Origin of the sequence: Pseudomonas sp. RL_5y_Pfl2_73 (genome assembly GCF_963970515.1) — a bacterium.
GTDB lineage: Bacteria > Pseudomonadota > Gammaproteobacteria > Pseudomonadales > Pseudomonadaceae > Aquipseudomonas.
In genome coordinates, this window is the sequence record NZ_CAXAPD010000003.1 from 109,831 (window position 1) to 136,148 (window position 26,318).

Below are 26,318 nucleotides of genomic sequence, written 5' to 3' on the forward strand. Positions count from 1 at the left end.
TGTCAGCGGCTGGCGAGAAGGGGAGCCGCATCGCTCAAGGCGTGCAGTTTGAAGCTGCGAGCGTATCCGGCCGGATCCGAGCCGTCCCAGGTGGTGCCGTCGATCAGTTGGCTGCTGCGCATGTCCTGGCGCGGGGAGGCGATATCCAGCGCCGCGCAGGCTTCACGGTACAGCTTGAGCTGCTGGACTTCGCGGGCCACGACCCGGTAATCCGGGTCTTCGCGCAGCAGGCCCCAACGCCGGAACTGGGTCATGAACCACATGCCGTCGGACAGGTACGGCAGGTTCACCTCGCCGTTGCCATGAAAGCGCATGGCGTGGGGATCCTGCCAACTGTTGCCCAAGCCGTCGGCATAGATGCCCAGCAGGCGCGGCTCGATGCAGTCCAGCGGGGCGTCGAGGTATTCGGGTGCAGTCAACAGTTGTGCGGTGCTGCGACGGTTTTCGCTGCTTTGTTCGATGAAGCGGCTGGCTTCGAGGATCGCCATCACCAAGGCCCGGGCGGTATTGGGGTATTGCTCGACGAACGCACGGGTGCAGCCCAGGACTTTTTCCGGGTGGTCGGGCCAGATGGTCTGGGTGGCCGCCAGGGTAAAACCGAGGTTCTGCTTCACCGCGCTGGCGCACCAGGGCTCGCCGACGCAAAAACCGTCGATGCGCCCGGCTTTCAGGTGCGCAATCATCTGCGGCGGCGGCACCACCACGCTGTCGACGTCCGACAACGGGTGGATGCCTTGGGCGGCAAGCCAGTAATAGAGCCACATGGCGTGGGTGCCGGTGGGGAAAGTCTGGGCGAAGGTCAGTTTCGGGCGAGTTTGGTGCACGTGCCGTTCCAGTGCTTCAGGACTGGTCACGCCTTGGGCCTGCAAGCCATGGGACAGGTTGATGCTCTGGCCGTTCTGGTTCAGCCCCATCAGCACGGCCATGTCGGTCGGTGCGACCCCGCCGATGCCCAGGTGCACCGCATAGATCAGCCCATACAGGCTGTGGGCGGCATCGATTTCACCGCTGACCAGCTTGTCGCGCAGGTTGGCCCAGGAGGCTTGGCGCTTGAGGTTTAGGGTCAGGCCGTAGGGCTGGGCGAAGCCCTGGGTGGCGGCCACCACCACGGGGGCACAGTCGCTCAAGGCCATGAACCCGAGATTGACCGCGCTCTTTTCCGGGGCATCGCTGCCGTTGACCCAAGCCAGGGGGTTGGCTGGAACTTCATTCATCGCGCTTCACCTTCCACTTAATCAGTCTGGCACTCATTTGGCCTTTGGCACCGGCGCCGATGAGCAGTAATGGTGCAAGGCATATGCCAGCCGGCCCTCATCACCTTTCCATCAAGATTCCAGGCATCGGGTCTTTCATCCTGTCGGTCCTTCCAACTCCAGGCAGCAAAGGGGACCGTATGCAGGACACAACAATTCGCGCCACGGCATTGCCCGATCTGGGTGAGCGCGTGCTGCACCTGCGCGTGGCCCAGGCCCCGGTGCAGATACACGCTGCGCGGTTGGGCCGCAGTCACTGCCTGCCCGTCGGTTGGGAGGGGTTGGTGGTACAGAGCGATTCGCTGCGCTTGAGTGGCGGCGAGTTGCATGTCACGCCGGTTTGCGAAGCGACGTTGGTCAAGCTGCAGGCGTTCCTGGACATGAGCGATGTCCTGGTGGATGCCGGACAACGGCTGCACGCGGAGCCATGGGCCCTGTTGCCGGTGGCGGGAGAAACCGTCCGCTCGCCCCAACGGCTCGAACGCTGGTACATCGGCCAAGCGATGAGCGGCACGCCGGCCTATCACGCGGTCGCCCACCTGCTGCGTCATCACGAGAGCTACGGGCTCGTGCGTTTCCTTCTGGAGCAAGGCACCCACAGCGAAAAACTGAACACGCTGGCGCAACGCTACGGCGTATCGGTTTCGCATTTTCGCAGGCTTTGTCGCCAAGCCCTGGGTTGTGCCGCCAAACCGGCCTTGCGTGGCTGGCGCACGGCCCAGGCGCTGTTGAACATGAGTCTTCAGGACGGCTCGTTGACCGATGTCGCGCTGGAGTTCGGCTTTGCTTCGTCGTCACATTTTTCCAAGGAAATCCGCGAACTGGTGGGTTTCGCACCCAGCAGCCTGGCGGATATCACCTACCTTCCAGGCAAGTGAGCCGATGAGCCGCCAACCGTTATCCCCATCCCTTTTATTCGTCTGCCTTAGCGCTGTGATGCTGCTCGCATCCGGTGCCGCAAGGGCCGATGTCTATACCTTCGAGGCTCGCGAACAGAGTGCGCGGACCTTTTTCAGCGAGCTGTCCGGGTCATTGGGCAAGCCGGTGATCGTCAGCAAGGCTGCGGCGGCCAAGCGCATTGGCGGTACGTTCGACCTGAGCACGCCGCAACGAACCTTCGAGCGAGTCAGCGTGCAGATGGGGTTGATCTGGTACAGCGACGGCCAGGCGATCTATCTGTATGACGCCTCGGAAATCAAGAGCGCGATGATGTCGCTGCAGACCCTGACCGTCGCCAAGCTCCAGGCGTTCCTGGGGCGTTCGGGCTTGCACGATGCGCGTTATCCGCTGCGCCACGACGGTTTGCGGACCTTCCATGTGTCGGGCCCGCCGATGTATGTCGACCTGGTGGTGCAAGCGGCCGGGTTGATGGACAACCAGCGTTCGGAGCTGTTGCTGGGCAAGCAGCAGATTGGCGTCATCCATGTGCGCAACACCTTCGTCAGCGACCGTAAATATGAGCTGCGAGACGACAAGGTGACCATTCCCGGGCTGGCCACCGTGATCGAAGCGCTGTTGCGCGGCGAGAAGCAGCAGGTCGAGCCAACGGTGGCCCAACCTTCGACCCAGCAGCCACGAGGCGCGATGCCGGTGTTTCCCCTCGAAGGCCTGGCGAACAACTCTTCGGAGCAGGACCCGACGGCACCGCGAATCATTGCGCGTGAGGTGGCCGCCGGCAACATTCGGGTGGTGGCCTACCCGGACACCAACAGTCTGTTGGTCAAGGGGCTGCCCGAGCAGGTGCGTTTTATCGAGAACCTGGTCAATGCCCTGGACACGCCGAAACGCCATGTCGAGTTGTCGTTGTGGATCATCGATCTGCACAAAGACGAACTCAATCAGTTGGGTATCAACTGGCAAGGCGCGGTGAATTCAGGCGGCCAATTCAGCGCCTCGCTCAACGCCGGTTCGGCCACCACCCTCGACGGCGCCTCGTTCGTGACCCAGGTCATGGCGCTGGAGCGGACCCATCGTGCAAACGTGGTCTCGCGTCCGGTCATCCTGACGCAGGAAAACGTGCCGGCGATCTTCGACAACAACCGCACGTTCTACGCCCCGCTGGTGGGGGAGCGCAGCGTTGACCTGCAGCACATCACCTACGGCACGCTGGTCAGCGTACTGCCGCGTTTCGCCCAGGCGGACGAGATCGAGATGTCGCTCAACATCGAGGACGGCAACGAAGTCGAGAACCCCGGCCGGGGTGAGCAACAGAGTGCGTTGCCGACGGTCGGTCGTACCCGCATCAGTACCGTGGCGCGGGTGCCCCAGGGCAAGAGCCTGCTGGTGGGCGGCTTCACCCGTGATGACCATGGTGAGCAGATCGGACGCGTGCCGGTGTTGGGATCGATTCCGTGGATAGGCCGCTTGTTCAGCTATCGCCAGAGCCGCTCGGCGAACACAGTGCGGGTGTTCTTGATCCAGCCCAAGGAGATCCGCGACGCTCTTGAACCCGTGGAGTCGGGTATGCCGTTGCTGAGCCCCGAGCAGCACGAGCGTGTACGTCGAATGTATTTCCGGATGTCAGAGCAATGATCCTGCCACCGGTTTCCAGCGGTGGCCGGGCCGCCCAGGCGCGGTTGAATGCCGAGAAGGCCGCCGAGCATCCGCAACCGCAAGTCGACGCCGAGGCGGCGCTGGACGACAGCGCAACGGCGGCGGTGGCGCAGCGCATCGTGCAGATCAGCGACGAGCTGTCGGCGGCGCTGACGCAGTTCCGTGGCCGACGCTTGTTCGAGCTCAAGTCCGAGACACTGACCGACACCTTCGAACGCGTACTCGAGGACGACACCGTGCCCAAGGCGCGGCAAGTGTTGAGCCTGGCGCGGCTGGCAGACAAACCCGTGGCCTGGTTGCTGCAGATGGCACGAAGCCTGTTCCCCGATGACAGCGACCTGGCGCTGGTGCTGCGGGCGCTGTTGCGCCGCCGGAACCTGGAAACCCGTACCCGCCAACGCCTCGAAACGCTCTTGCAGACGGTGGTCGCCCAAGGCTCGCCCAAGCGCATGAACGCCGGGATCAACGCGGCGCTCAAGGCCAGGTTGTTCGGCAGGAGCATGGCGGTGCGGGCCGGTCTGCTGCGCGAGACCTACCGGGATTTCCTCGAGTCCGACGAAGGCTCGCTCAGTTGCTACCAGGACTGGATTGCCCTGTACGGTCCGGCACAGCGCACGAATGTGCTGGCCTTTATCGAAGCGGCGCTGCTCACCGATATCGGCGCCCAGGACCCCAGTTGCTCGCGCGTCGAGTTCGGCCAATTGTTGAGCCGGGTCACCGACCTCAAGCGCCTGCGCTCGGCCGATGCGCTGTTTATCGGCGCCGTGCTCGGCGATGCACTGCTCTGTCGGCACAACCCCCATGAGGCCGATTGGCTGGTGTTCCTGTTCGGCGTGTTGACCTATCCCGATGACCTCGACCAGTTGTTGCTTGGGGCGTTGGGAGAAGGTGTGTTGCTCAGTGCCCACCGGGAGCGTTCGACAGTGTTACAGGCCGTGCGTCGGCTCAGCCTGCAATTGCCGCTGCAACTGTTTGCCGATGAAGAGGCGCCACAGCGCCTGGCTCTCCAGTTCTCCCGCCTGGCCGACGTTGCCTATGCCCACGAATGCGTCGAACAGCGGCTGCCCGGTGGCCGTCCATGATCTTGTCCTGGAGCCAAGCCTGAATGCTCAATATGTTCTTGCGCAATGTCAGCGCGCGCCCGGAGCTGCTGATCCTCACCTTGATGGTGATGATCATCGCCATGCTGATCATTCCCCTGCCGACGGTGCTGGTGGATTTTCTCATCGGCTTGAACATCGTCATCTCGTTGCTGGTGTTCATGGGCTCGTTCTACATCGAACGTATCCTCAGCTACTCGACGTTCCCGGCGCTGCTGCTGTTGACGACCTTGTTCCGCCTGGCGCTGTCGATCAGCACCAGCCGGCTGATTCTCAGCCAGGCTGATGCCGGCGAGATCATCGCATCGTTCGGTGACTTCGTGATCGGCGAAAGCCTGGTGGTGGGTTTCGTCATTTTTTCCATCGTCACCATTGTCCAGTTCATCGTGATCACCAAAGGCTCGGAGCGGGTCGCCGAAGTGGCGGCGCGCTTCTCGCTGGACGGCATGCCCGGCAAGCAGATGAGCATCGACGGCGACCTCAAGGCCGGCGCCATCGATGCGGCCCAGGCCCGCGAAAAACGCAGCGTGCTGGAGCGTGAAAGCCAGTTGTACGGTTCTTTCGACGGCGCGATGAAATTCATCAAGGGCGATGCCATCGCCGGCATCATCATTATCTTCGTCAACTTCATCGGCGGCATGGCCATCGGCGTCGGGCAGCTGGGCATGGACATGTCCACGGCCTTGTCCACCTACACCTTGTTGACCATTGGCGATGGCCTGGTCGCGCAGATCCCCGCGCTGCTGATCGCCATCGGTGCCGGCTTCATCGTCACCCGGGTCAACGGCGATGACAGCAACCTGGGCCGCAACATGCTCACCCAGATGCTGGGCAATCCGTTCGTGCTCGGTGTCACCGCATTGCTGGCTGTGGGCGTGGGCATGTTGCCCGGTTTTCCGCTGCTGACGTTCCTCTCGATTGCCAGTGTGCTGGGGCTGGTGGTGTTTGTGCGCCATCGCAAGTCCTTGCGCCAGGCCAGCCCGGGCGAAAGCCGCAGCGAACCTGCCGAGCCAGGCGCGGGGCAGGGCGAGTCGGGATTGCTCGATGACGTCGACAACGTTGCCACCGAAACCATCGCCCTGATGCTGCTGGTGCCCCCAGCGCGCCTGCAAGCGTTGGAGAAGGAGCGTTGGGCGGCGCGCTTTCGTAGCCAGTTCTTCGTCGATTACGGGCTGCGCATTCCCGAACCGCGGTTGCGGGCCAGCGATGCGCTGCCGGTCCATCAAGTGGCGGTGCTGATCAATGAAGTGCGCGCCGAGCAGTTCGATATTCATTTCGATCACTGGCGCCTGCTGGATTATTCGCCTGAGTTGGAGCCATTGGGCTTCGCCCTGGTGCGTGGCAACGACAGCAATCGCCTGGGCGGCGTCTGGGTCAGCGCTGCCGACCGGGAACGGGTGCAGCAGCTGGGTTATCACCTGCGGCCTGCCGACGAAGAATGCTATCGCTGCCTGGTCACGCTGCTGGCGCGCAACATCCAGGAGTTTTTCGGCGTGCAGGAAACCAAGCAGTTGCTCGACGAAACGGAGGCGCGCTACCCGGACCTGCTCAAGGAAGTGTATCGCCACGTCACGGTGCAGAAGATCGCCGAGGTGCTGCAGCGCTTGATCGGCGAGCGCATCTCCGTGCGCAACATGAAGCTGATTCTTGAAACCCTCGCCCATTGGGCCACCCGGGAAAAGGATGTGCTGGCGCTGGTCGAGCACGTTCGCGGTGCGATGGCCCGCTACATCAGCAACAAGTTTGCCCAGGGCAACGATCTGCGCGTGCTGCTGTTGTCGGCGGAGTTCGAAGACGTGGTGCGCCGGGGCATCCGGCAAACCTCTGGCGGCAGTTTCCTCAACCTGGAACCGGCCGAGTCGGAAGAGCTGATTGACCGCCTCGGTGTCGGCCTGGACAGCGTGCACATCGCCCACAAGGACATGGTGCTGCTGTGTTCGGTCGATGTGCGGCGCTACATCAAGAAACTGGTCGAGGGACGTTTCCGCGAGCTGGACGTGATGTCGTTCGGTGAAGTCTCCGAGACGGTCTCGGTCAATGTCATCAAGACGCTTTGAAGGAAATCCTGCAAATGGTACCAACGGATATCGCCGAACTCTTACGCCAAGCGCTACGGCACAGCGGCTGCGTGGACAGTCAGATAGGGCATTTCGACAGTCACAGCACGATAGAAATGCAGATGAAGAATCTGCCGGATATCAATGTGGCTGAGGTGGACGGCGATGTGTGGATCTGGACGGTGGTTGCCGAAGCGACGCCCCGGACATTGAACTATTGTGCTTTTGACCTGATGCAGTTGCTGCTCGAAGGCAACCCGTTTTCCCGCACCGGGCAACTGCACTTTTGCGAAGTCGAGGGGCGGCTGGAGTTGCGTTTGATGGCCAGTGCCTATGCCTTGAGCGATGCCGAGCGTATGGCCCAAGCGCTGGATTCCTTTGTGCAGGCTCTGGAAGCACTGCTGGATATCCTGCGTCGATGAGCCTGCGTCTGGAACGACTGGCGGCTCATCCCTTGCGTTTGAGCGGCCCCTTGATCGAAGCCGCACTGAGCGAGGTGGTGGTTGGCGAAATCTGTGAGGTGCGCCGGCATTGGCGTTCGCCCCAGGTCGCCGCCCGGGCGCAGGTCATCGGCTTCAAGCCCGGCGCGGTGCTGCTCAGTTTGCTGGGCGAGGCGAAAGGCTTGTCCCGGGAGTCGATGATCGTGCCCACCGGCTCGACCCTGCAACTGACCTGCAGCGACGCCTTGCTCGGCAGTGTGGTCGATCCCCAGGGCGTGATCGTCGAGCGCCTGGCGCCGTCGACGGCGGTCGCCCAGCGCGACTGCGCGGTGGATGCCGACCCGCCGTCGTACCAGCAGCGGCGGCCGGTGGTGGAGCCGTTGCGCACCGGCATTCGGGCCATCGATGGTTTGCTGACCTGCGGCGTTGGCCAGCGCATCGGCATTTTTGCCGCCGCCGGTTCCGGCAAGACTACCTTGATCAACATGCTGATCGAACACACGGACGCGGAGGTTTTTGTCATTGGCCTGATTGGCGAGCGCGGGCGCGAAGTGACCGAATTCATCGAGCATCTGCGCCAGTCGCCCAAGCGTTCCCGGTGCGTGGTGGTGTACGCCACGTCGGATTTTTCCTCGGTGGATCGCTGCAACTCGGCGCTGCAGGCCACCACCATCGCCGAGTACTTTCGCGACCAGGGCCGGCGCGTGGTGTTGTTGCTGGACTCCTTGACGCGCTACGCCCGCGCTCGCCGCGACCTGGCCTTGGCGGCCGGTGAAGCACCGGCGCGGCGCGGCTATCCGGCCTCGGTGTTCGATGCCTTGCCGCGCTTGCTCGAACGTCCGGGCGTGACCGCGTCGGGCAGTATCACGGCCTGGTACACGGTGCTGCTGGAAAGTGACGACGAGCCGGACCCGATCGCCGAGGAGATTCGCTCCATTCTCGACGGCCACGTCTATCTCAGCCGGGCCCTGGCCGCCAAGGGGCATTACCCGGCCATCGATGTCTTGCGCAGCGTCAGCCGGGTGGCGACGCAAGTCACCTCGCCCGAGGTTCGGCAACTGGCGGCCGCGACCCGCGACACCCTGGCGCGGATTGAACAATTGCAGGTGTTTCTCGACATGGGCGAATACAGCCCAGGCGCGGACGCCGCCAATGACCGCGCGCTGCAACGTCGCGATGCCCTCGACCAATGGTTGCGCCAGCCAACGGATCAACGTAGCGAAGCGGATGAAACTTTACGGAGCCTGCATGAAATCATTGCTTGAGCGACGGCGTCTGCTGGCCTTCAGTCAGTTTCGTCGGCAACGCGGCGAACAGGCGGTGTTGCGTGTCCAGCGCCAATTGGAGCCGCTGCTCCAGGAACAGTCTGGCTTCGAGGAGCAAGAGACTGCGTTGCAACGTTTGTTGATCAGCTATCGGGCGAATGACTGTGTGCTGGATCACGGCCAGTTGTTGGCGCTGTTGCGAACCCAGGCGGTTATCCGTCGGCGCATCGATCTGCTGCGAGTCGAGCGTGACCGGGTGGATCAGCAACGTCGGCAGGTCGAGCAGCAGTTGCAGGTGCAGCGCGAGCAATTGCTTGGGCTGCGGCGTAAACACGACACGTATGAGCGCTCCGTCCAGCAGCTGTTGCGTGTGCAACGGTTAGAGGCGGTGCGCCGGGAAGAGCGGGAGCTGGAAGAGATGATTGGGGTACGACGATGAATCCGGTCCATGCAGTTTCCCCCCGACCGGTCCAGGCACTGGAACCCGTCGACGAAGGTTCGCTGGATCAATGGCTGGACCCACTTGTCCCGGTGCAAGAGGATGAACTACCGCAAGGCGTATTGCAGCTGATGGCGTCGCTGATCCTGCCTCCTCAGCGACCCATGAGCGAAGCCGCCCGGGCGCTGGCCCGGCAGGCGCTGAGTGTCGGTCAGGGCGTGCTGGCGGTTGAGGGCGATGAGGCACGGTCGGTTGTCCAGGAGACGCTGGCGGTTGAGTCCGATGGAAAACGCTTGGCGGCCCGTGAAACCGTGGCTTTTCCACCGCTTCACCCGCAGCTCGGAAAATTGGCACAGCACTCGTTGCCGCAACGCCTGGAACCTGTGGTTTCGGGCATCGATAAAACCATGGGGCCGACGCCAGTCGAGCCGCCGGAGGTGGAGCCTTTCACCGCCCCCCGTCTAGATGAACAACCGCTGCCCCAGGCGCCGTTGAGCGTTCAAGGCGCGCGCCAGATGCCGGCCGTTGCGCCAGCGGCCCTCCCTTCACCGGTACTGCCGCCTGTGCTTGAGGTCACGGTCGAGACGCTGCCGGACACGGGCCGGGGCGTGCTGCAAGTACCGTTCAATAAAGGCGCGGCCAGTGGGCAGATCACGATTACGCGGGGGGCCGAAGAATTCACCCGGAGCCTGACGCTCAACCCCAGCAATGCCTTGGTGTTCGAACAACTCAAGGCGCCTTTCGAGCTCGCCCGGGAACCGGCCTGGCAGTTGTCCGACAGTGGCGGCGAGCAGCCGCGCCAGGATTCGCATCAGGCGCCGGATGAGGAACCGGACGAACAGACTGAGCGGCCGGCATGAGCGCGTTGCAGCTACGCCGGGTCGAGCCTTTGGCCCATGCCCAGGCCCAGGCGATTCAGCGCTGGCGGCGTGCCAGTCGTGAGGCGGGCTTGGGTCGGGTGCCCGGGCACTGTGACTACTTACGCTTTCGCGCCCAGGGCGACGGCGGCGACTGGCAAGGGCTGATCGCGGCCCAAGACTGGCTGTATCGAGTGTTTCCACAATTGCAGTCCATGTTGAAGCTGGAAACCTCGTTGGCGAATGTCCTCGGATTGTTTCGCGCCGCGCCGCGCCCTCTGCTGTTGGAGCTGGGCGAACTGCACGACCGGGCACTGTCCGATATCGAGTGCGTCGTCTCGGCGCGATTGCCCACCTGCCAGTTGCCATGGCTGCAAACCCCTCGGGGCCGCATGTGGTTGCTGCAATTGCCCACGGCGCCCCCCGCTGTGAGCGAGCGCTTGGGCGTTGGGTCGTGGTTGGACGAATTGCCGTTGCGCCTGGAACTGATCCTCGGCGTCAGCCAGGTGAGTCAAACCGGCCGGCTCCGCCTGCATAAGGGCGATGTATTGCGCATCGTCCAGCGCACTCAGCGGTGCTGTTTGGCTGGCCGTTGCCTTGGCACTTTCACTTTTACCCAGGAGGGCCTACAGATGCAGCCGACCGTGACCGATGCCAATCCGGATAACCCGCCGGATGCCGACGCAAAGGTCGACTTGGGAGCGCTCCCGGTGCGCCTGGAGTTCCTGCTTGCGCCCCATGAAACCGACTTGGCGACGCTGTCGCGCATCATCGAGGGGCAACTGATCCCGTTGGCCGAGGACGCGGCACGGCACATCGAGGTACGCGCCAACGGCAAGCCGGTGGCCCTGGGGGAACTGGTGCAGTTGGACGGCCAGTTGGGCGTCGAACTGCTCCAGGTCTATCGGGCCCGCGACGATGAATGACGTTTCGCTGATCGCACTGCTGGCGTTCGCTTCGCTGCTGCCGTTCCTGGTGGCGGCGGGCACCTGCTACATCAAGTTTTCCATCGTCTTCGTCATCGTGCGCAACGCGCTGGGCCTGCAGCAGGTGCCGTCGAACATGGCGCTCAATGCGATTGCCCTGATGCTGGCGATTTTCGTCATGACGCCGGTGATGAAGCAGGGCCATGACTACTACAAGACCGAGGCGGTGGCCTTTACCGACATCGCCTCGGTGGTGGATTTTGCCGAGAACGGTCTGGGCAGCTACAAGGATTACCTGCGCAGATACACCGACCCGGAGCTGGCGCAGTTTTTCGAGCGGGCCCAGGCAATCCAGGATGAAGCCGACCCAGGCCTGCCTGTCGATGACGAGGTCGAGCCTTCGCTGTTTTCGCTGCTGCCGGCCTATGCGCTGAGTGAAATCAAGAGTGCCTTCAAGATCGGCTTCTACCTGTACTTGCCCTTTGTAATCGTCGACCTGGTGATCTCCAGCATCCTGCTGGCGCTGGGCATGATGATGATGAGTCCAGTGATCATATCGGTGCCGATCAAACTGGTGTTGTTTGTCGCACTGGACGGCTGGGCGTTGCTGTCGACCGGGCTGGTCAAGCAATACCTGACCTTGCTGGCGTAGGTGCACCGATGAACGATCTGGTCTATGCCGGCAACAAAACCTTGTACCTGATTTTGCTGATGGTGGCCTGGCCGATCATCGTCGCCACGGTGGTCGGCCTGGTGGTCGGGTTGATCCAGACCGTGACGCAGTTGCAGGAGCAGACGCTGCCGTTTGGCTTCAAGCTGTTGGCGGTGGCGGCGTGCCTGTTCCTGCTCTCGGGCTGGTACGGCGAAACCTTGCTGGATTTCAGTCGTGAAGTCATTCGCCTGGCGTTGAGTTAGGCCGATGTCGTTGACGTTGTTCTTCGAGCTGTACGCCTGGTTCGCTGCGGCGGTGTTGGGCGTGGCGCGTCTGGCGCCGATTTTCTTCATGTTGCCGTTTCTCAATAGCAGCGTGCTGACCGGTGTCACGCGCCAGGCGGTGATCGTGCTGGTGGCGCTGGGCTTCTGGCGCTACGTCGGCGTGCCTACGCCAGCCCTCGACAGCGTGGCGTTCCTCGGTCTGGTGCTGCGAGAGGTGGGTATTGGTGTGCTGCTGGGCGTGCTGCTGGGCTGGCCGTTCTGGGTGCTGCATGCCATGGGCAACCTGATCGACAACCAGCGCGGGGCCATGCTCAGCAGCACGGTGGACCCGGCCAACGGTGTCGACACCTCGGAGTTGGCGAATTTTCTCCAGTTGTTTGCCGCGGCGGTTTATCTCGAAGGTGGCGGCCTGTTGTTGATGCTCGAAACCGTCGGCCACAGTTATCGCCTTTGCGCGCCAGCGAGCAGTTGTGAGCTGCACCTGCCTGCACTCTATTCATTGCTCGATGCACTGGTGAGCAAGACCCTGGTCATCAGTGCGCCGGTGGTGGCGACCTTGCTGGTCAGCGAGGCGCTGCTTGGGTTGCTCTCGCGGTATGCGCCGCAGATGAATGCTTTCTCGGTGTCGCTGACGGTCAAGAGCCTGGTGGCGCTGGTGGTCTTGATGCTGTATTTCGGCGTGCATCTGCCGGACGAAGTGCTGCGCATGGGCGTGCTGTCCGACGGCTTGGCGCAGTATCTGGATGGCGGGGAGGGCGGAGATGTCATCCAGCGCCTCGAAGACTGAAAAGCCCACCGCCAAGCGCCTCAGGGATGCCGCGCGCAAAGGGCAGACGTTCAAGGCCAAGGACCTGGTCGTCACCTGCCTGACCCTGTGCGGTATCACCTACATGGTCTTCAACAGCTCGTTGATCGAGATCATGGAGGTCTACCGGCGCATCATCGCCAGCGATTTTGACGCCGACCTGCAAGCCTACTCGGCGATGCTGGTGCTGGTTGGCCTCAAGGCGTTGCTGCCATTGTTGCTGGTGTGCGTGCTGACCAGTGCCTTGCCGGCGTTGCTGCAAAGCGGGTTTGCCTTGGCCAGTGAAGCGTTGAAGTTGAACCTAGGGGCGTTGAACCCGATCAACGGGTTCAAAAAACTGTTCAGCCTGCGCACGGTCAAGGACACCTTCAAGGCGTTGTTGTACCTGGGCAGTTTCGCCATGGCGCTGTGGATTGTCTGGATCACCCAGCGCCAATTGCTGTTTGCCCAACTGTTCGCCCAGGCGCCGGGGCTGTTCGCGATCTGGGGGCATTTGTTGCTGGTGCTGGTGCTGGCGTTCCTGGCTTGCGTCCTGCTGATCGTTGTGCTCGATGCCCTCAGCGAATACTGGTTGTTCATGAAAGACCAGATGATGGACAAGGATTCGGTCAAGCGCGAACACAAGGAGCAGGACGGTAACCCACAGATCAAGGGGCGCCGCCGCGACTTGCACATGGAGCTGTTGTCGGAGCAGGTCAAATCCGATGTGCGCAGCTCGCGCATGATCATCGCCAACCCCACCCACATTGCCATCGGCGTGTATTTCCGCCCGGAGATCACGTTGCTGCCGTTTATCTCCCTGATGGAAACCAACCAGCGCGCCCTGGCGGTTCGGGCGTACGCCAAGGAAGTGGGGGTGCCGGTGATCAACGACATCGCCTTGGCCCGCCGCATCTTCAAGACCCACCAGCGCTACAGCTTTCTCCAGGTGCAGGAAATCGAGGAGGTACTGCGGTTGCTGATCTGGCTTGAGCAGGTTGAACAGGCGTGAAGTCAAGCAAAGCCAGGCACAGCCCTTTGTGATGGGAACCTGTGGGAGCAAGGCTTGCCCGCGATGCAGCCGCCTCGTACTTGCGCAGACCGCATCGACTTTATCGCGGGCAAGCCTTGCTCCCACAGATAAATCCCCTCGCTACAAGAGCGGTCTCGTCGGCTTGGGTTTTTAGTGGCATGAGCGCAATTTGGCAGCGGCCTCGCCGGCATTTTGGCCCAATGCACCGGTCAGCGACGCTGACGTTTTTTCAGGAGTGTGGCTGATGAGTCGCGATAACAAACAAGACGAGCAGGTGGCCCTGGACGTCGTCGATGCAGTGCTCGGTGGTGCGGCGTTGAAAGACGTGCAAGGCATCAGCGACGAGCACATGGGCAGTCTCTATGCCTTCGCCTTCCAGTTCTATGAACAGGGGCGATTGGACGATGCCGAGAAGTTCTTTCACTTCCTGTGCATCTACGACTTCTACAACAGCCATTACTGGATGGGACTGGCTGCGGTGCACCAACTCAAGCAAAACCACCAAAAAGCAATCGACCTGTACGCGATCGCCTTTGCCCAGGGCAAGAACGACTATCGGCCAATGTTGTACACCGGCCAATGTCACTTAGCCCTGGGTAAGGTCGGCAAGGCCCGGTTGTGTTTCGAATACGTGCTCGAGCAAGCCACGGAAGACGATCTGCGCGAGCAAGCCAAGGTGTATCTCGACACCTTGGCCCACATGGAACAGCACTGTTCGGAGGAGTGAACATGAGTGAAATAAGGACTGCTTTCAACCCGGCGCTTCACGGCGCGATGAGCCGCAGCGAGGCCTTTGAAAAATACGGCGCGGCGGCCAGCAAGGCCGCCAGGACCGCGGATTTTCAGGAGGCCGGTCAGAAAGCGCTGGCGGACCTGATGTCGGTGAAATACGAAGGTCACGACGGCCCGTCCACCGCCAGTACCGGCCGGCCCGCATTGCACCCGCCAGCACCGCGGGCCGATGGCAATAAACAGGAAACCAGCGGCGATCTGTTCACGTTATTGATGGCGATGATCAGCGAGCTGATCGGCGAGGTCGACGTCAAGAAACTGAAAAATCGCCTGGCGATGCTGCAGAGCATGGCTGGCGCCAAGCAACAGGCCCATGAAAACCTATCGGCTGAATACACCGCTGCCGTCGAGGCCATGACGGCGGCCGAGGGCAATGTCGGCAGCAGCCAGGAACACCTCGAACAACTGCGCGATCGGGTCTTGCACTTCCAGGGACTGCTGGATGAAAGCGAGGCGCGGCTGGCGCAACTGGACCCTCAATCGCCTGAATATGCACAGGAGCTGGCCCGTCGCGACCAGCTAAAAGGCGAAGTGGCGAACCATACCCAAGCCTTCAATGTGGCGACCGATGCGCATCTGAAGCTGATCGAGGTCGCCACCGCCTGCGCCAAGGCTGTGGGCACGGTATTCGCGAAAGTGGTCTCATCCAGCGTGAACAGCTCGACCCCCAAGCCAACCGATGAAAAGGCCCTCAGCAGCAGTGCGCTGGCGTTGTTGAACCGCTTGAAAATCATCGAACTGCTTGGCGAGTCGGCGCAGAACAAGGAAGAGCTCAACCAGGAGCTGTTCCAGGAGTTGCAGGCCAGGCTTCAGGCACACATGGAGCGTGAGTCGGAAAAATACCTGGAGGAAGTGCGCAAGGCCGAGGCCTTGCAAAAAACCATGGGCTGCATCGGCAAGATCGTCGGGGCGATCCTGACGGTCGCGACCATCGCCGCCGGGGTCCTGACCGCCAACCCGGTGCTCATCGCCGTGGGCGTGGTCGGCGCGGCCGTGATGATTGCCGACTCGGTGATCCAGGACAAAACCGGCGTGTCGTTCATGGCTGAAGCCATGAAGCCGCTGACCATTGTCATGCAAGAAGCCATCAAGCTGTTCACCGAGATCTACACCAAGTTGCTGATTGGCCTGGGCGTTGATGAAGACACGGCCAAGAAAATCGCGCAGATCGCCGGCATGATCCAGGGCATCGCTTCTACCTTGGCGGCTGTCGCGTTGGTGGCCGTGGTCGGGGTGCAGGTGATCGGGCCGATGGTCAGTGCCATCGCTTCGAAACTGGCCTCGGTGGTCGCCCAGGCCACGCCTGCCGCGATGCAAGCGATGAAGCAAGTGGCAACTTCGGTCGGTAACACCTTGACCCAGATGCTCACCCAGTTGCGCGGGTTCATCACCAATGGTGCTGATCCGGTATTGCTGGCGCGTTACGCCGCCAACCTGGAGATCGCCCAGGCTGTTACCGAGTTCGGCAACGTGGCGGTGCAGGGTGGGCTGCAAATCAAGAGCGGCCAGCACCAGGCCCAGGCCGCCGTGCACCTGGCCGATGTGCGGGTACGCATGGCCATCAGCGAGGAAATCAGCGCCTACCTGACCCAGGTGGTCGAGAACTATGGGCAGGCGATGCAGGAGCGAACCCGGCAAATAGAGCATGTGTTTGCCGATATGCAACGCAGCCATTCCGTCAGCCTGCAAATGGTTCGACATGTCTAACATCATTCTCGAAAGGTATTTCTGATGATTGCTATCGGCGCTACGAACAGAGGCGTACCCACTGTCGTTGAACATGATCCGAGCAACGACACTGCGCTGATTGAGTCAGTCGGCCAAGACCAGGTTTTGAAGAAGCTCAAAAGCGAGGCTCTTTTCGGCTCTTCCGCACTCGACAAAATCACCGCAGAGCAAGTGCTCCGCAACGACAACTTCACCGTGCCTTCGCCTGCGGAACTCGAACGTGCAATCGATGCGTATCAACCCGCGGAATCGGATTGGGAGGATTTCGGCGTGGCGTTGCTGATGGTCAGCGACGAAGTGCGCAACGAGCTGGCCTTCGATCCAGGCGCCTGGGAGAAACACGCCAACGTACTGGTGGCCGCGATCATCGCCCTGAACATCGCACGAGTCGCCAATGCGCAACTGCGCGGCCATTTCAGTGTCATGGCTTCCGAGGCGGCGAAGTCCCAGGGCGCGGCCATCATCGAGTCCGGCAAGGCGGCGCTGAACAGCGCCATTACCGCCGCGGTGGTGTCCGGCGCCATCGCCGGGTTCGCCTTGGTCAAGACGTTCCAGGGCCAGGCGTTGAAGCATGCGGACATTGACCTGCATAAACGCAACGCCATGGACGCCCGCAATATCGAACGCGACCTCAAGCTTGAGCGCAGTCGCAGCGAGTGGAATCCGCAGACCACCTACAAGATCAATACCCTTGACGATTTTGGCCGCCCGACGACAGTTGATTTCAAACTCAATGCTCCGTCCAGATCGCCCGAGGATCTGAAATGGTTCGACAAGGAAATCGTCAAGGCGCAGGAGGTCGGTCGGAACGCCAAATGGCTGAGTGAGACAAACCCCCAGAACCGGTTGAACCTGCACAAGCCTAACGCCCTGCATGCCAAGAACATCGAGCGTGACCTCACGCTTGAGCGCAACCGCACTGATTGGAATTCGGACACCACCTATAAAGTCAGGACGTTCGATGAGTTCGGTCGTCCGACGCTGGTCGATTTCAAACCCAAGGGTTCGCCCCTGTCACCCAAGGATCAAGCCTGGTTCGACAAGGAAATTTCCAAAGTCCAAACGGTCAGCGAGACCTCCGACTGGCTGAGCCAGATGGGCAGCAAAGGCATCGAAAAGAAACTGGAAATCGGCCGCGCGCTCAATGCCATGTCGATGAGCATGAGCCAGGTGGTGGCGAACATCGTGCGCATGAACGAGCACGCCGCCCGTGAAAAAGAAGTGCTGATGCAAAGCGCGCAGAACAGCCAGAAGAGCCTGAGTGATGAGGTCGGCCAGAAAGACGCGGCCGAGGCGGCGTTGGTGCAGAAGCTGATGGAGATGGTGATGCAGCTGTTTCAATCGCGTAGCGAAGTTATCGGTGCCCTGAGGGGATAAGAGGAAGAGATCTATGGAAATCACCCAAACCCTTCATTCGCCAGTCCCATTGTTGCCGAACCTGAAGGCCGTCACGGTTACCGCGCCGCCTGCGGACGTACCTGCCGATATCCAAACGGTCAGTCCTGCGGTGCATTTGCTCGAGAGGTCCATGAACGCGATGAATCGCAGCCTGGGCCATTTGCTCAAGTGCCCATCGATCATTGCCAAGCCTCTGGAAGGCACGGCCGCCGAGTCTGCAACGCAACACCTGGTCGCGGAGTTCGTCGAACAGATCCACTCAAAACGTGACCGAGCGCAAATGTGGGCCGTGCAGGTGCGCCAGTGCTGTGCGGTGATGACCCACAGCCAGAAAACAGGGCCCTTGGATGAAAGTCAGCGCCAGCCGTTCAATGACGAACAAAGCAGGATCCTTCGCGCCCTCCAGGAACATCTGGAAGAGCAGAAGCCCCGTGAGATCGCGGAGGCTTTGGATGCGACGATCAACTCATCGAATGACTTCTTTGAAAAACTGCTCGAACTGATCGACCTGATCAAGAACGGTTACCTCGCCGGCTACGAGCACATCATCGCGGCCTATTCGGACTTTTTTTCCGACTTCAACAGCGAAATCACCGCGATGATGAAGGACTGGATCGAAGGGGCGAACGATGGCAAGGAGGTCACATTGAATGTGGGAGCCTTGTGCAGTGCATTGACCAGGCTGATCAACAAATACTCCCATCCCAACCCGGCCTCTGTCCTGTTCCCGAAACCTGGCGAAGGCGGGGCCAGCAAGGAAGAAGCCGAAAACTGGCTCAAGGCCCTGAGCCTGCCGGCCAGCTGTCTCAAACAAAATGCCGACGGTACCTGGTGTGTCGTTATCGACACCGGGCCGCTGACGACCATGTTAAGTGGTCTGCCGCCGGGTGGCGGCAAGGTGACCTGGGATACCGCCAAATTCAACGCCTGGCAAACCGGCTTCAACGCCCAGGAGGAACGCATGAAGAACATGCTGCAGTCGTTTACGCAGAAGTATTCGAATGCCAATTCTTATCATGACAATTTTAATAAAACGTTGTCGGCGCATTTGAATCAGTATGCGGATATGTTGAGGGCGATGTTGAATTTTTAATTGTGTAAGGAGGGGGTGGATGCATTCGCTAGATGCCGTAGTGTGTCTCGAGTCTGAAGTGATGAAATTGCTGTCTGATTATTTTTTGTCTGAACGGCAGAACATAAGCAGGAATTCACGGTTAATAGAGGATTTAAGCGCTGATTCTGTGGATATAGTGGAGCTTGTTATGATTTTTGAGGGGGCCTTCAACATAGAGTTATCCTCGGGGCAGATAGCTGGATGGCGGACAGTGTCCGATATCGTGAACACAGTGATGGAGGAGTTTTAGACGTGAGCTTGGGAAAGTAGGCGAAGGGTGAGCTGACGGCTTTTTATATGGAAGGGTTTGATAGCGTGGCCGAAACGGTAGAGCCTTTAGTGGGTCATATATCCGGGTCTCCGGCTGAAATTGTACAAGCTTGGGGCGTGCTGCGCGAAAATTAACTCGAATACCAGTTCTTAACATCGCACCAGCAGGAACAACAGCTAGCCCGTGCAGCAGGTGCCGGCGCGTTCCTGGTTGAACTGGGCTACCATAGCGCCGTAGAGGTCCTGGAAGGTACGCTGCTATACACCGGTCAATCGATACGTCACGACAAAATATTGAGCGCAGGATAAAAAAATTCGGACCATCTGTTTGGACAAGGAGCGGCCACCAGTCTGATGTCCGAATTTTTTCAAGCGCACGCGGCAAATGTAATGTAAGCGAACGCGTAAAGAGGCTAGTTTATTTCGTAGTCTGTCAAAAATGGTTCTAATGTTTCTGAAAGGCATTCTGTAATGCACAAGGTAGGGGGAGTGTGGCTTTTTTTGTGTCGTTGGAGTGTAAGCGCTCCATAATGCCCACCTAGTCAGACGCGGGCGGCGCGTTTACTGTGGGGTCGTCAGCAAGTTCTGACTATGGCTAATCACTATCTCATCATGGCGGGAGATAGTGATTGCTTTCTGGAAGTGATGCAACTTAAACCTGTTTGCAGGTTTATAAGTTACTGTCAAAATTTTCTTATGTCTAGCTCTGTAGTCATCATGTCTTGTTGGATAAATCCAACTTTAGCTGCTCGCACGATTCAGTGCGCCATGTGGCCTGCTGCTAATGCGAAAATGTCGAAAAGCCAGGCGGGTATATTTGGTGGTATTTTCAATATAAATTGAATATGGATAAAGATTATGTCGAGAGCAAAGCTATGCATATAAATTCTTCGTTGGCGCCATTCAATACGCGATCAATAACAGACTCTGCGCGGGAGTCCAGATCTATATTTATTACTACAAGCAAAATAGATTATTCCAACATGTCTTACGCTGAGTTATTTGATGAGGCAAAAACACGTATAAAAGCCCTTGGTGTAGATAAAGAAGGTTTATTTTTTTGCAAGGTAACAATGAAGAAAGCCGACCTTTTAGTAACTCTACCGCTCAGGAATTACAAGGATTGCTGGAGGCCTGTGATCGCTCCAGTTCTTTTCAACACATAATTTCTTTTGGTGCTCGTGGAGGAGGTTTCGAAGTAGCCATGCAGATTCAGTATGATCTTCGTAACCGTTCAATTAAAAATACGGATTTATTAGAAAGTAGTCCAGCAGGTAACCATACGACTTATCTCGATGCTACCTCTCTGGAAGGATGTTATGGTACAGGCTACAATGCCGTAGCTGAAGATGTAGATGTAATAAAGATGAGTAATCCGTTCTGGGATGTTGCCTACCAGAATGCCATTCAGAGTGCTACAGCTATGACCTTTCTGATAACTCCCGAATGGGCTGATTCTGGATTCTGCCGACAGGAGTTAAACTGGTCTGAATCCAACCCTGATCTCAATAGAATTTTTATTATGTTTGATGGTATAGAAGATACCGACAAAGGAAAAGAAGCGATAATTGACATAAAAAAGCGCCAGTAGACAATCTCCAGACAAAATTCAATTTGTCACCATGAAGAAAACATTCAACACCGAGATTGGTAGTGTTGCCGTAGAAAAAAGAGATCCAAAAACATCCGAACCCTTGAAAGGTGAGAGTGGAGAAGAAATAAAATTCAAGCCGCTGGAGTTTAAATATGAGCTTGATCGTGAAGCAATTTCAGTAATAAGAGAAAAGTTCAGGCATTAAAGATTTTTCTGAAAGCAGCGGGAGTATCTACAGCCGCTGCTGAACCTGATGCGCGACAAGTTGCTTGAAGCACGCGTTATCCACTGCAATGAAACTTCCGCTCAGGTGCTCAAGGAAGACGGTCGCGCGCCCAGCAGCCAGTCTTGGATGTGGGTGCAACGGGCGGACTGCCCATCACCCCATCACCCTGTCGTACTGTTCGATTATGCCTCCAGCCGTGGACAGGACGTTCCTGTGCGCCAGCTTGAAGGCTATCGCGGCTATGTCATCTTAAAGGGAAAACTGTGAGTTAAGGAAACTCTGAAAAAGACTTCCTGATTTGGCAAAATCACCTGACACCAGTCGTCGAGCTTTTCAATGATGAAACAGATGGCTTTAGCCGACGCCGAGTATGCCGGTAAGCGCAAGCAGACCCGCAAGGAGTTGTTCCTTATTGAAATGGATCAGGTGGTGCCCTGGAAGGGGTTGATCGCCTTGACCGAGCCGCTTCGTGCCAAGGTCGAGCACCCGTTTCGGGTGATCAAGCGCCAGTTTGGCTATGAAAAGGTGCGCTTTCGAGGGTTGGCCAAGAACACGGCTCAGATGGTGACGTTGTTCGCCCTGTCAAACCTGCGGATGGCGCGTCGACATTTATTGGCGGGCACAGGAGAGGTGCGCGTGTAATGCAGCAAATGGGCGCTGCGAAGCGCCTTGCTGCGCCCGGAAGGGCTGAAAAATGAAGATAATGGATCAAATTTCGACCGGGGTCGTTTTTTGAAAAATACTGACGGCTCGATAGCCGGATAGCATCCGGCTATTTCAAACCTTCCCTAAACAGTGTCGTACAGTTGAATGTCGCAGGAGCAGATAGATGTAGGGGTAATATAGCTGAACAGTTGTCGTAATGACAGTCAGCAAAATACCGTTTTGAAACCACTCTGTCTGCTCAATTATTTTTCATGTCGAATAGCATTGTCTAGAGTTTGGGCTACAAATTTACCCAGATTTCTGTATGCGAAGTCGGCGCTGATTTTTTCATCCAAAGGATGCGTTCCGACAATGTCTGATATAAACATTCCGGCTGTAACAGATAACGGGCTTTGATGTTGAAGTAGTGCTTTGAAAATGTGAGCAGTCTCGACATCAACTGTGCCAATGTTCTCTTTGGTGTTGTTTTCTAACCAGTCTGTTGTTTCGACAAGTGGTGAGTCTACCGTGGTGTTGGATGCTGCTTCGCAAGTAACAAAGTAGTCGCGTGGTGCCTGAGCCATCATGTTCTTGGGAAGTTGGAGTGTTTGATTGTTATAATGGCTGCGATTCAGTAATACATAATCGCCGATATTTGCAGTGGTTGAAATACTTCCTCCGGCACCACACATAACAAAATGAGTATACCCTGCGGAGAGGAAGGCCTCTATTGCGTCCTCAGAGAGATCCCCGTTTGGCATTCTGAGAGCCGCTATCTGAAGCTCCTTACCTTCATGGTTGATGGAGGTCACATCAAATACAAAACTGTCAACTGTGTATGTTGACGGTTGTAATTCTTGATAGGCCTCCCTCTCGGTTAGGCTGGGCTCAAGCTTGTTTATATGGCGCGCAACAAACTCTGTGACTTTTCGACGATTGCCAATGTATAGAATTTTGGTGTCGCTGTCTGGAAGTTCTAGAAGTTTTTCTTTTAGGCGGATAGTTGATTCGCTTTTTAAGTCATAAACAGAGCCTAGCATTTTGATTTTATTTACGTCTACGCCGGCGAAGTGTAACTGTAGGAGTTGATGGCGCACGCGTGCTACGGAGGTCATGTTACTCATGACTATACGGCTTTCGCCCGTCTCAGGATGTAACATTAAATAATTTTTTGTTGAGGTGTTGCTTGATATGGAAAACGCCTTGTTAAAGCCCAAGCCTCTATAGTACGAGAGAAGATCTTGCTCGTTGCCCGCACAGAAAAAGTCGCATCGATTGTGCTTGCACGAATCTATGAGCCCAGATGATACGCGGTTGGATATATAGGACTCGATATCAATTGTATGTGCAGCGTCAACGGATGGGAGGTCTACGGGGACCACAGATATTGCTGGATTGGTCTGAAGAGGAACATGCAGATGACTTGGAGGAAAATCCAAGGGGGTACTGTGTATTTTGTTTAGCTGGTGGAGTTGTGCATCCGAGATGCCAGATACTTGGTTTTTGTCGACATTTTGTTGTAGTGAGACTTTAATAATTCCTTCGCCAAAGTCTAGAAGTCCTCGTTTGAAAAGGAAGTTTTTCCTGTCGCCAATGTCGTGGATTTGCTGTTTTAGGGGAGGCCATTGCGAAGACGATTGCAAATTGTTTTTATATGATTCTAGAGGGCGAGCATGGGGTAACGCATCGGGTAGCGTTGTGGCACGGTTAAGTGGGCGTTCTTCCATTGTGTCAATATTTATAAATTCACCACGTCCAGCTGCATGCTTGAGATTGCTATCTAAATCTTTCAGTGTTTGCTTGGGATCAAGGGTGATATAAAATTTTCCTATTTCGGTTTTCTGGGGCAGGATCGACTTTTCATATCCAATCGTCAGTGTGGCGACTCCCATTGTGTTTGCCAATGAAACTATATGGTTCGTCTGATTTTTGGTTTGCGGTGAGACTATAAGTACATTGTTTATTCCGTGTTTCTTCACGGCTGCCTCTACAATGTCTTGTATGTTGGCTGATAACTGAGCAGGATGTGTGCCAGTTGGTTCGCTGAAGCAAATTACATATTTGTTAAGGCAGTGTTTATCAATTTTTTCGCGAGTTGAGTCGAAAGTGTTTTGTGGGGTTTCTTGGTAAAGCCTGAGTGACGAGTCGATGAGTGGGACGGGCATGATATTAATCTCCATAAAAAATTGTTACGCATTTAACTTTTAAGCATTAAAAGATGCTTATGACTTTCGGGGTTCACGTCATCACATGCATGATCGATCAGCCCGGCGAATTCGAGTAGCTGGCCAATTCCGGCAATGCACACGGTGCGATAGCCGTAGCGCGCCGAGTTGCTGGCCGACAGCAGGTTGTTCATATGTAACCCACAAGCAGCACATTCTCTTGAGTGTGGCGCTTAAGTTAGGCAGAGTATCTATTGGGACCCGGATATCGTAAACACTCCATGAACCCCACCTAGTCAAAGGTGAGCGGCGCATTTAACTGTCGGGTCGAGGCATGCAGTTCCACGGCAACGGGGCTTAGTAATCTTCGATCCGATGATGCCTGTGGCAGGCGCTCCAGTGCGAAGATCCTTTTTTGCGATGGGCTCGATATCCGAAATTACTCCTGGATGTTGTTGAAAGCCGAGCTCGGTTGTCTGATTGGAGGTGAGCGTGGTGCTCGCTGATCATTTAACGGGCATTTTTATAAGGTTTTCATTTTCTTAATTTGTAGGGGCGGATTAACTGGCGGTTCTGGTAGATGAGGTTTCATTTGTTGTACGGTCTGTTGCGAGGTTAGATGAGGTGCTTATTTTGTCCATGGATTTGTGTGCTTGGAGTGTGGGTCGGGGTGATAACAATATGTTTCTTTTGAAATGTTAGCTTTTAAAAAGCGCTCATGGTTATTTTTCGATGACTAGTGGCGCAAGAGTCAAGTTTTGATGGTGTATTGATATTTGCCTACAGCCATTGTCGAATTTTCTTACAGCTATAAAGTTAAAGCCCTACGGAATTCCCCTGTGCATCTTCCTATAGTCACGCAGCTCACGATCCCGAGCCTGTGCCCGCCACAGGCTCAATCGCGCTTCAGTAACTTTCTATAGAGAAGTCTCAACGTATGGACAGTGCAACTGATCAAACCCCAGTCAAGTCATTCGTTTTTGACCACTGGCTACTGCAAAGCGATGGAACGCTGATGCGAGATGGACAAGGAGTTCATGTTCCACCCAAAGAACTGCACGTACTGCGCCTGCTGCTGAAGTCGGCGGGTACGGTCGTGAGTAAGGATTATCTGCTTGATCATGTCTGGCCGCGGATGGATGCGGCGGAAGAGTCGTTGACCCGGTGTATCTATGCCTTGCGCAAGTTGTTCAAGGAGCACAAGGGCTACATTGCGACGGTTTACGGCCAGGGTTATCGGTTCACCGGTTCCGTGGTCGAGCTCGATGTGACGAGCCAGGCGAGGGCGGTGGCGCCGTCGTTGGCGGTGTTGCCTTTGCGCAATCTGGACGAGATCGCCGCGCTGGATCTGCAGGATCTGATGATCCGCCAATTGACCACAGCATTCGGTGAGGCGTTGCATGTCATCCCCTCGGGGCTGATCGCGGCCAGCGGTGTATCGGACGATGTGCGGGCGTTGGCCGGGCGGTTGCCGGCGGATTACTGCTTGAGCGGGCGTTTTATCGGTGCGGGCGGGTTGCAACACTGGTCGGTCGAGTTGATTCGTGGCTGCGATCAGTCTCTGCTGCATGGGCAGACGCTGGATGCCTGTGATCTTGGGGAGGCGCTTGGCGTGTTGACCAGCCTGGTGGCCCAGTGTGTACCCGGGTTGCGTCCGGTCGGTGATCGCTGCGGGTCCTATTCGGCGGCGGTGGCGTATCTCAACGGGTTGTGCAGCGTGCAGCAGCACACGGTGCAAAGCCTCGGCGATGCCCTCGTGCTGTTCAGGCAGTGCGTGAAGCTCGACGCCGGGTACGCACCACCCTGGTGTGGCTTGGCGGATGTGTGGCTGGGGCGGGCGATGATGGGCCTGGGTGATCCGGCTCGCGCCATCGAGGAGGCGCATTCGGTGGTCTCCCGTGCGTTGGCACTGGACCCCGCCAGCCTCCCGGCGTTGACGCGCCTGGCGTTGCTCACCAGTTTGCGCGGTTGCGAGCAGGCGGCCCAGGTGTTGTTCCGCCAGTGCCTGTTGTCGGCCGATCAGGCGGACGTGTTGTACTTTCATGCCTGGCATCACTGGTTCTGGCGGCGCAACGAGCAGGCAACGCAGATGATCGACCAGTGCTTGGAGCATGATCCGGGTTGTGTCCGGGCGCAGATCTTGCGCGTGCGCATTCACGAACAGCTGACATGGATCGGCGAGAGGCGCTTGGCATGAAGCGGCGCCGCAAAACCTGGCTGTGCCTGCCGGTGTACCTTGGCCTGGGTTTTGGCATGGCCCAGGCGCATGCCTGGTGCTGGAACAAGGCGGGACAGATGTATGCCATCGAACCCGAATTGCTGCAAGCGATTGCCGATGTGGAATCGGGCCTGCGCTCCGATGCCATCAACCACAACCGCAACGGCACTCGCGACATTGGGCTGATGCAGATCAACAGCATTCATCTATCACGCCTCAGCGCGGAGGGCATTACCGAGCAGCGCTTGCTGGATGAGCCTTGCCTGTCGGTGGAAGTCGGGGCGTCGGTGCTGGCCGGTTTTATCGCCCGCTATGGCTATAACTGGACGGCGGTCGGCGCCTACAACGCCGGCAACGCTCCCCATCGCCAGGCCGCGCGGCTGCGTTATGCGCGCAAGGTCTGGCAGCGCTATCAGGTGATCACTCGGGGGCGAGAGTAACGGCGTCATGAGGGATTCTGATCTTTTGCCACGCGTAATCGGCAGAATCGGATCAGGAATCCCGCGGCCGGTTTTTCTAACCTAC

Annotated in this window: 26 protein-coding genes and 1 pseudogene; 24 read left to right on the plus strand and 3 right to left on the minus strand. The window is 57.9% G+C overall.

Going from position 1 to position 26,318, the window contains the following annotated elements:
* Window positions 1-2: 2 nt before the first annotated feature.
* Window positions 3-1,214, minus strand: coding sequence for a CmpA/NrtA family ABC transporter substrate-binding protein (locus AACY42_RS03805; RefSeq protein ID WP_339476655.1), 1,212 nt, complete (start codon window positions 1,212-1,214; stop codon window positions 3-5).
* A gap of 179 nt (window positions 1,215-1,393) precedes the next feature.
* Here AACY42_RS03805 and AACY42_RS03810 point away from each other — a divergent pair, with 179 nt between their 5' ends.
* From AACY42_RS03810 to AACY42_RS03910, 22 genes and pseudogenes are all read left to right on the plus strand, one after another.
* Window positions 1,394-2,131 carry a helix-turn-helix domain-containing protein gene (locus AACY42_RS03810; protein ID WP_339476657.1) on the plus strand — a complete coding sequence of 246 codons (738 nt, stop codon included), beginning with the start codon at window positions 1,394-1,396 and terminating at the stop codon, window positions 2,129-2,131.
* 58 nt (window positions 2,132-2,189) lie between these two features.
* Complete coding sequence (sctC, locus tag AACY42_RS03815; protein WP_339476659.1) at window positions 2,190-3,785, plus strand: type III secretion system outer membrane ring subunit SctC; 1,596 nt, start codon at window positions 2,190-2,192, stop codon at window positions 3,783-3,785.
* Window positions 3,782-4,888, plus strand: a complete 1,107-nt coding sequence (gene sctW, locus AACY42_RS03820; protein WP_339476662.1) for a type III secretion system gatekeeper subunit SctW — start codon at window positions 3,782-3,784, stop codon at window positions 4,886-4,888. Before sctC ends, sctW begins: the two co-directional genes overlap by 4 nt.
* 23 nt (window positions 4,889-4,911) lie before the next feature.
* Window positions 4,912-6,963 carry an EscV/YscV/HrcV family type III secretion system export apparatus protein gene (locus AACY42_RS03825; protein WP_339476665.1) on the plus strand — a complete coding sequence of 684 codons (2,052 nt, stop codon included), beginning with the start codon at window positions 4,912-4,914 and terminating at the stop codon, window positions 6,961-6,963.
* Window positions 6,964-6,977: 14 nt separating this feature from the next.
* Window positions 6,978-7,385 carry an InvB/SpaK family type III secretion system chaperone gene (locus tag AACY42_RS03830; RefSeq protein ID WP_339476668.1) on the plus strand — a complete coding sequence of 136 codons (408 nt, stop codon included), beginning with the start codon at window positions 6,978-6,980 and terminating at the stop codon, window positions 7,383-7,385.
* Window positions 7,382-8,668, plus strand: a complete 1,287-nt coding sequence (sctN, locus tag AACY42_RS03835; RefSeq protein WP_339476671.1) for a type III secretion system ATPase SctN — start codon at window positions 7,382-7,384, stop codon at window positions 8,666-8,668. The genes AACY42_RS03830 and sctN overlap by 4 nt, the downstream gene beginning before the upstream one ends.
* The gene (locus AACY42_RS03840) at window positions 8,652-9,107 is read left to right on the plus strand and encodes a type III secretion protein (RefSeq protein ID WP_339476673.1); all 456 of its coding nucleotides are present in this window, start codon (window positions 8,652-8,654) and stop codon (window positions 9,105-9,107) included. The genes sctN and AACY42_RS03840 overlap by 17 nt, the downstream gene beginning before the upstream one ends.
* Window positions 9,104-9,967, plus strand: coding sequence for a SpaN/EivJ family type III secretion system needle length determinant (locus AACY42_RS03845; protein ID WP_339476675.1), 864 nt, complete (start codon window positions 9,104-9,106; stop codon window positions 9,965-9,967). The genes AACY42_RS03840 and AACY42_RS03845 overlap by 4 nt, the downstream gene beginning before the upstream one ends.
* Window positions 9,964-10,890, plus strand: a complete 927-nt coding sequence (locus tag AACY42_RS03850) for a FliM/FliN family flagellar motor switch protein (protein WP_339476677.1) — start codon at window positions 9,964-9,966, stop codon at window positions 10,888-10,890. The genes AACY42_RS03845 and AACY42_RS03850 overlap by 4 nt, the downstream gene beginning before the upstream one ends.
* Window positions 10,883-11,542 (plus strand): EscR/YscR/HrcR family type III secretion system export apparatus protein, encoded by a 660-nt coding sequence (locus AACY42_RS03855; protein WP_339476679.1) that lies wholly within the window; start codon window positions 10,883-10,885, stop codon window positions 11,540-11,542. Before AACY42_RS03850 ends, AACY42_RS03855 begins: the two co-directional genes overlap by 8 nt.
* Before the next feature lie 8 nt (window positions 11,543-11,550).
* Window positions 11,551-11,805 (plus strand): EscS/YscS/HrcS family type III secretion system export apparatus protein, encoded by a 255-nt coding sequence (locus AACY42_RS03860; RefSeq protein ID WP_014337351.1) that lies wholly within the window; start codon window positions 11,551-11,553, stop codon window positions 11,803-11,805.
* 4 nt (window positions 11,806-11,809) lie between these two features.
* Entirely contained in the window at window positions 11,810-12,613 is an 804-nt protein-coding gene (gene sctT, locus AACY42_RS03865) for a type III secretion system export apparatus subunit SctT (protein ID WP_339476682.1), read from the plus strand.
* Window positions 12,588-13,622, plus strand: a complete 1,035-nt coding sequence (locus tag AACY42_RS03870) for an EscU/YscU/HrcU family type III secretion system export apparatus switch protein (protein WP_339476683.1) — start codon at window positions 12,588-12,590, stop codon at window positions 13,620-13,622. Before sctT ends, AACY42_RS03870 begins: the two co-directional genes overlap by 26 nt.
* A gap of 265 nt (window positions 13,623-13,887) precedes the next feature.
* Entirely contained in the window at window positions 13,888-14,370 is a 483-nt protein-coding gene (gene sicA / locus AACY42_RS03875) for a type III secretion system translocator chaperone SicA (RefSeq protein WP_339476686.1), read from the plus strand.
* Window positions 14,371-14,372: 2 nt separating this feature from the next.
* A complete protein-coding gene (sctE, locus tag AACY42_RS03880) occupies window positions 14,373-16,142 on the plus strand; it encodes a type III secretion system translocon subunit SctE (protein ID WP_339476689.1) in 1,770 nt (589 codons plus the stop codon).
* A 24-nt stretch (window positions 16,143-16,166) separates the two neighbouring features.
* A complete protein-coding gene (locus AACY42_RS03885; RefSeq protein WP_339476691.1) occupies window positions 16,167-17,540 on the plus strand; it encodes a cell invasion protein in 1,374 nt (457 codons plus the stop codon).
* A 13-nt stretch (window positions 17,541-17,553) separates the two neighbouring features.
* The gene (locus AACY42_RS03890) at window positions 17,554-18,654 is read left to right on the plus strand and encodes an IpaD/SipD/SspD family type III secretion system needle tip protein (protein ID WP_339476694.1); all 1,101 of its coding nucleotides are present in this window, start codon (window positions 17,554-17,556) and stop codon (window positions 18,652-18,654) included.
* A gap of 61 nt (window positions 18,655-18,715) precedes the next feature.
* Window positions 18,716-18,925, plus strand: a complete 210-nt coding sequence (locus AACY42_RS28520) for a phosphopantetheine-binding protein (protein ID WP_445261734.1) — start codon at window positions 18,716-18,718, stop codon at window positions 18,923-18,925.
* A 1,080-nt stretch (window positions 18,926-20,005) separates the two neighbouring features.
* A complete protein-coding gene (locus AACY42_RS03895; RefSeq protein WP_339476695.1) occupies window positions 20,006-20,536 on the plus strand; it encodes a hypothetical protein in 531 nt (176 codons plus the stop codon).
* A gap of 31 nt (window positions 20,537-20,567) precedes the next feature.
* Window positions 20,568-20,744, plus strand: coding sequence for a hypothetical protein (locus AACY42_RS03900; protein WP_339476696.1), 177 nt, complete (start codon window positions 20,568-20,570; stop codon window positions 20,742-20,744).
* Between the two features lie 21 nt (window positions 20,745-20,765).
* A pseudogene (locus AACY42_RS03905) lies at window positions 20,766-21,014 on the plus strand (IS66 family transposase); the annotation flags it as partial.
* 99 nt (window positions 21,015-21,113) lie between these two features.
* The gene (locus AACY42_RS03910; RefSeq protein WP_339477063.1) at window positions 21,114-21,407 is read left to right on the plus strand and encodes a transposase; all 294 of its coding nucleotides are present in this window, start codon (window positions 21,114-21,116) and stop codon (window positions 21,405-21,407) included.
* A 266-nt stretch (window positions 21,408-21,673) separates the two neighbouring features.
* Here AACY42_RS03910 and AACY42_RS03915 read toward each other — a convergent pair whose 3' ends face one another.
* Entirely contained in the window at window positions 21,674-23,575 is a 1,902-nt protein-coding gene (locus AACY42_RS03915; RefSeq protein WP_339476698.1) for a hypothetical protein, read from the minus strand.
* A 32-nt stretch (window positions 23,576-23,607) separates the two neighbouring features.
* A complete protein-coding gene (locus AACY42_RS28525; RefSeq protein WP_445261733.1) occupies window positions 23,608-23,769 on the minus strand; it encodes a hypothetical protein in 162 nt (53 codons plus the stop codon).
* Window positions 23,770-24,590: 821 nt separating this feature from the next.
* On the opposite strand from AACY42_RS28525, the gene AACY42_RS03925 reads away from it, so the two are divergent.
* Window positions 24,591-25,772 (plus strand): winged helix-turn-helix domain-containing protein, encoded by a 1,182-nt coding sequence (locus tag AACY42_RS03925; RefSeq protein WP_339476700.1) that lies wholly within the window; start codon window positions 24,591-24,593, stop codon window positions 25,770-25,772.
* Window positions 25,769-26,233 (plus strand): transglycosylase SLT domain-containing protein, encoded by a 465-nt coding sequence (locus AACY42_RS03930; RefSeq protein ID WP_339476702.1) that lies wholly within the window; start codon window positions 25,769-25,771, stop codon window positions 26,231-26,233. Before AACY42_RS03925 ends, AACY42_RS03930 begins: the two co-directional genes overlap by 4 nt.
* Window positions 26,234-26,318: the final 85 nt, after the last annotated feature.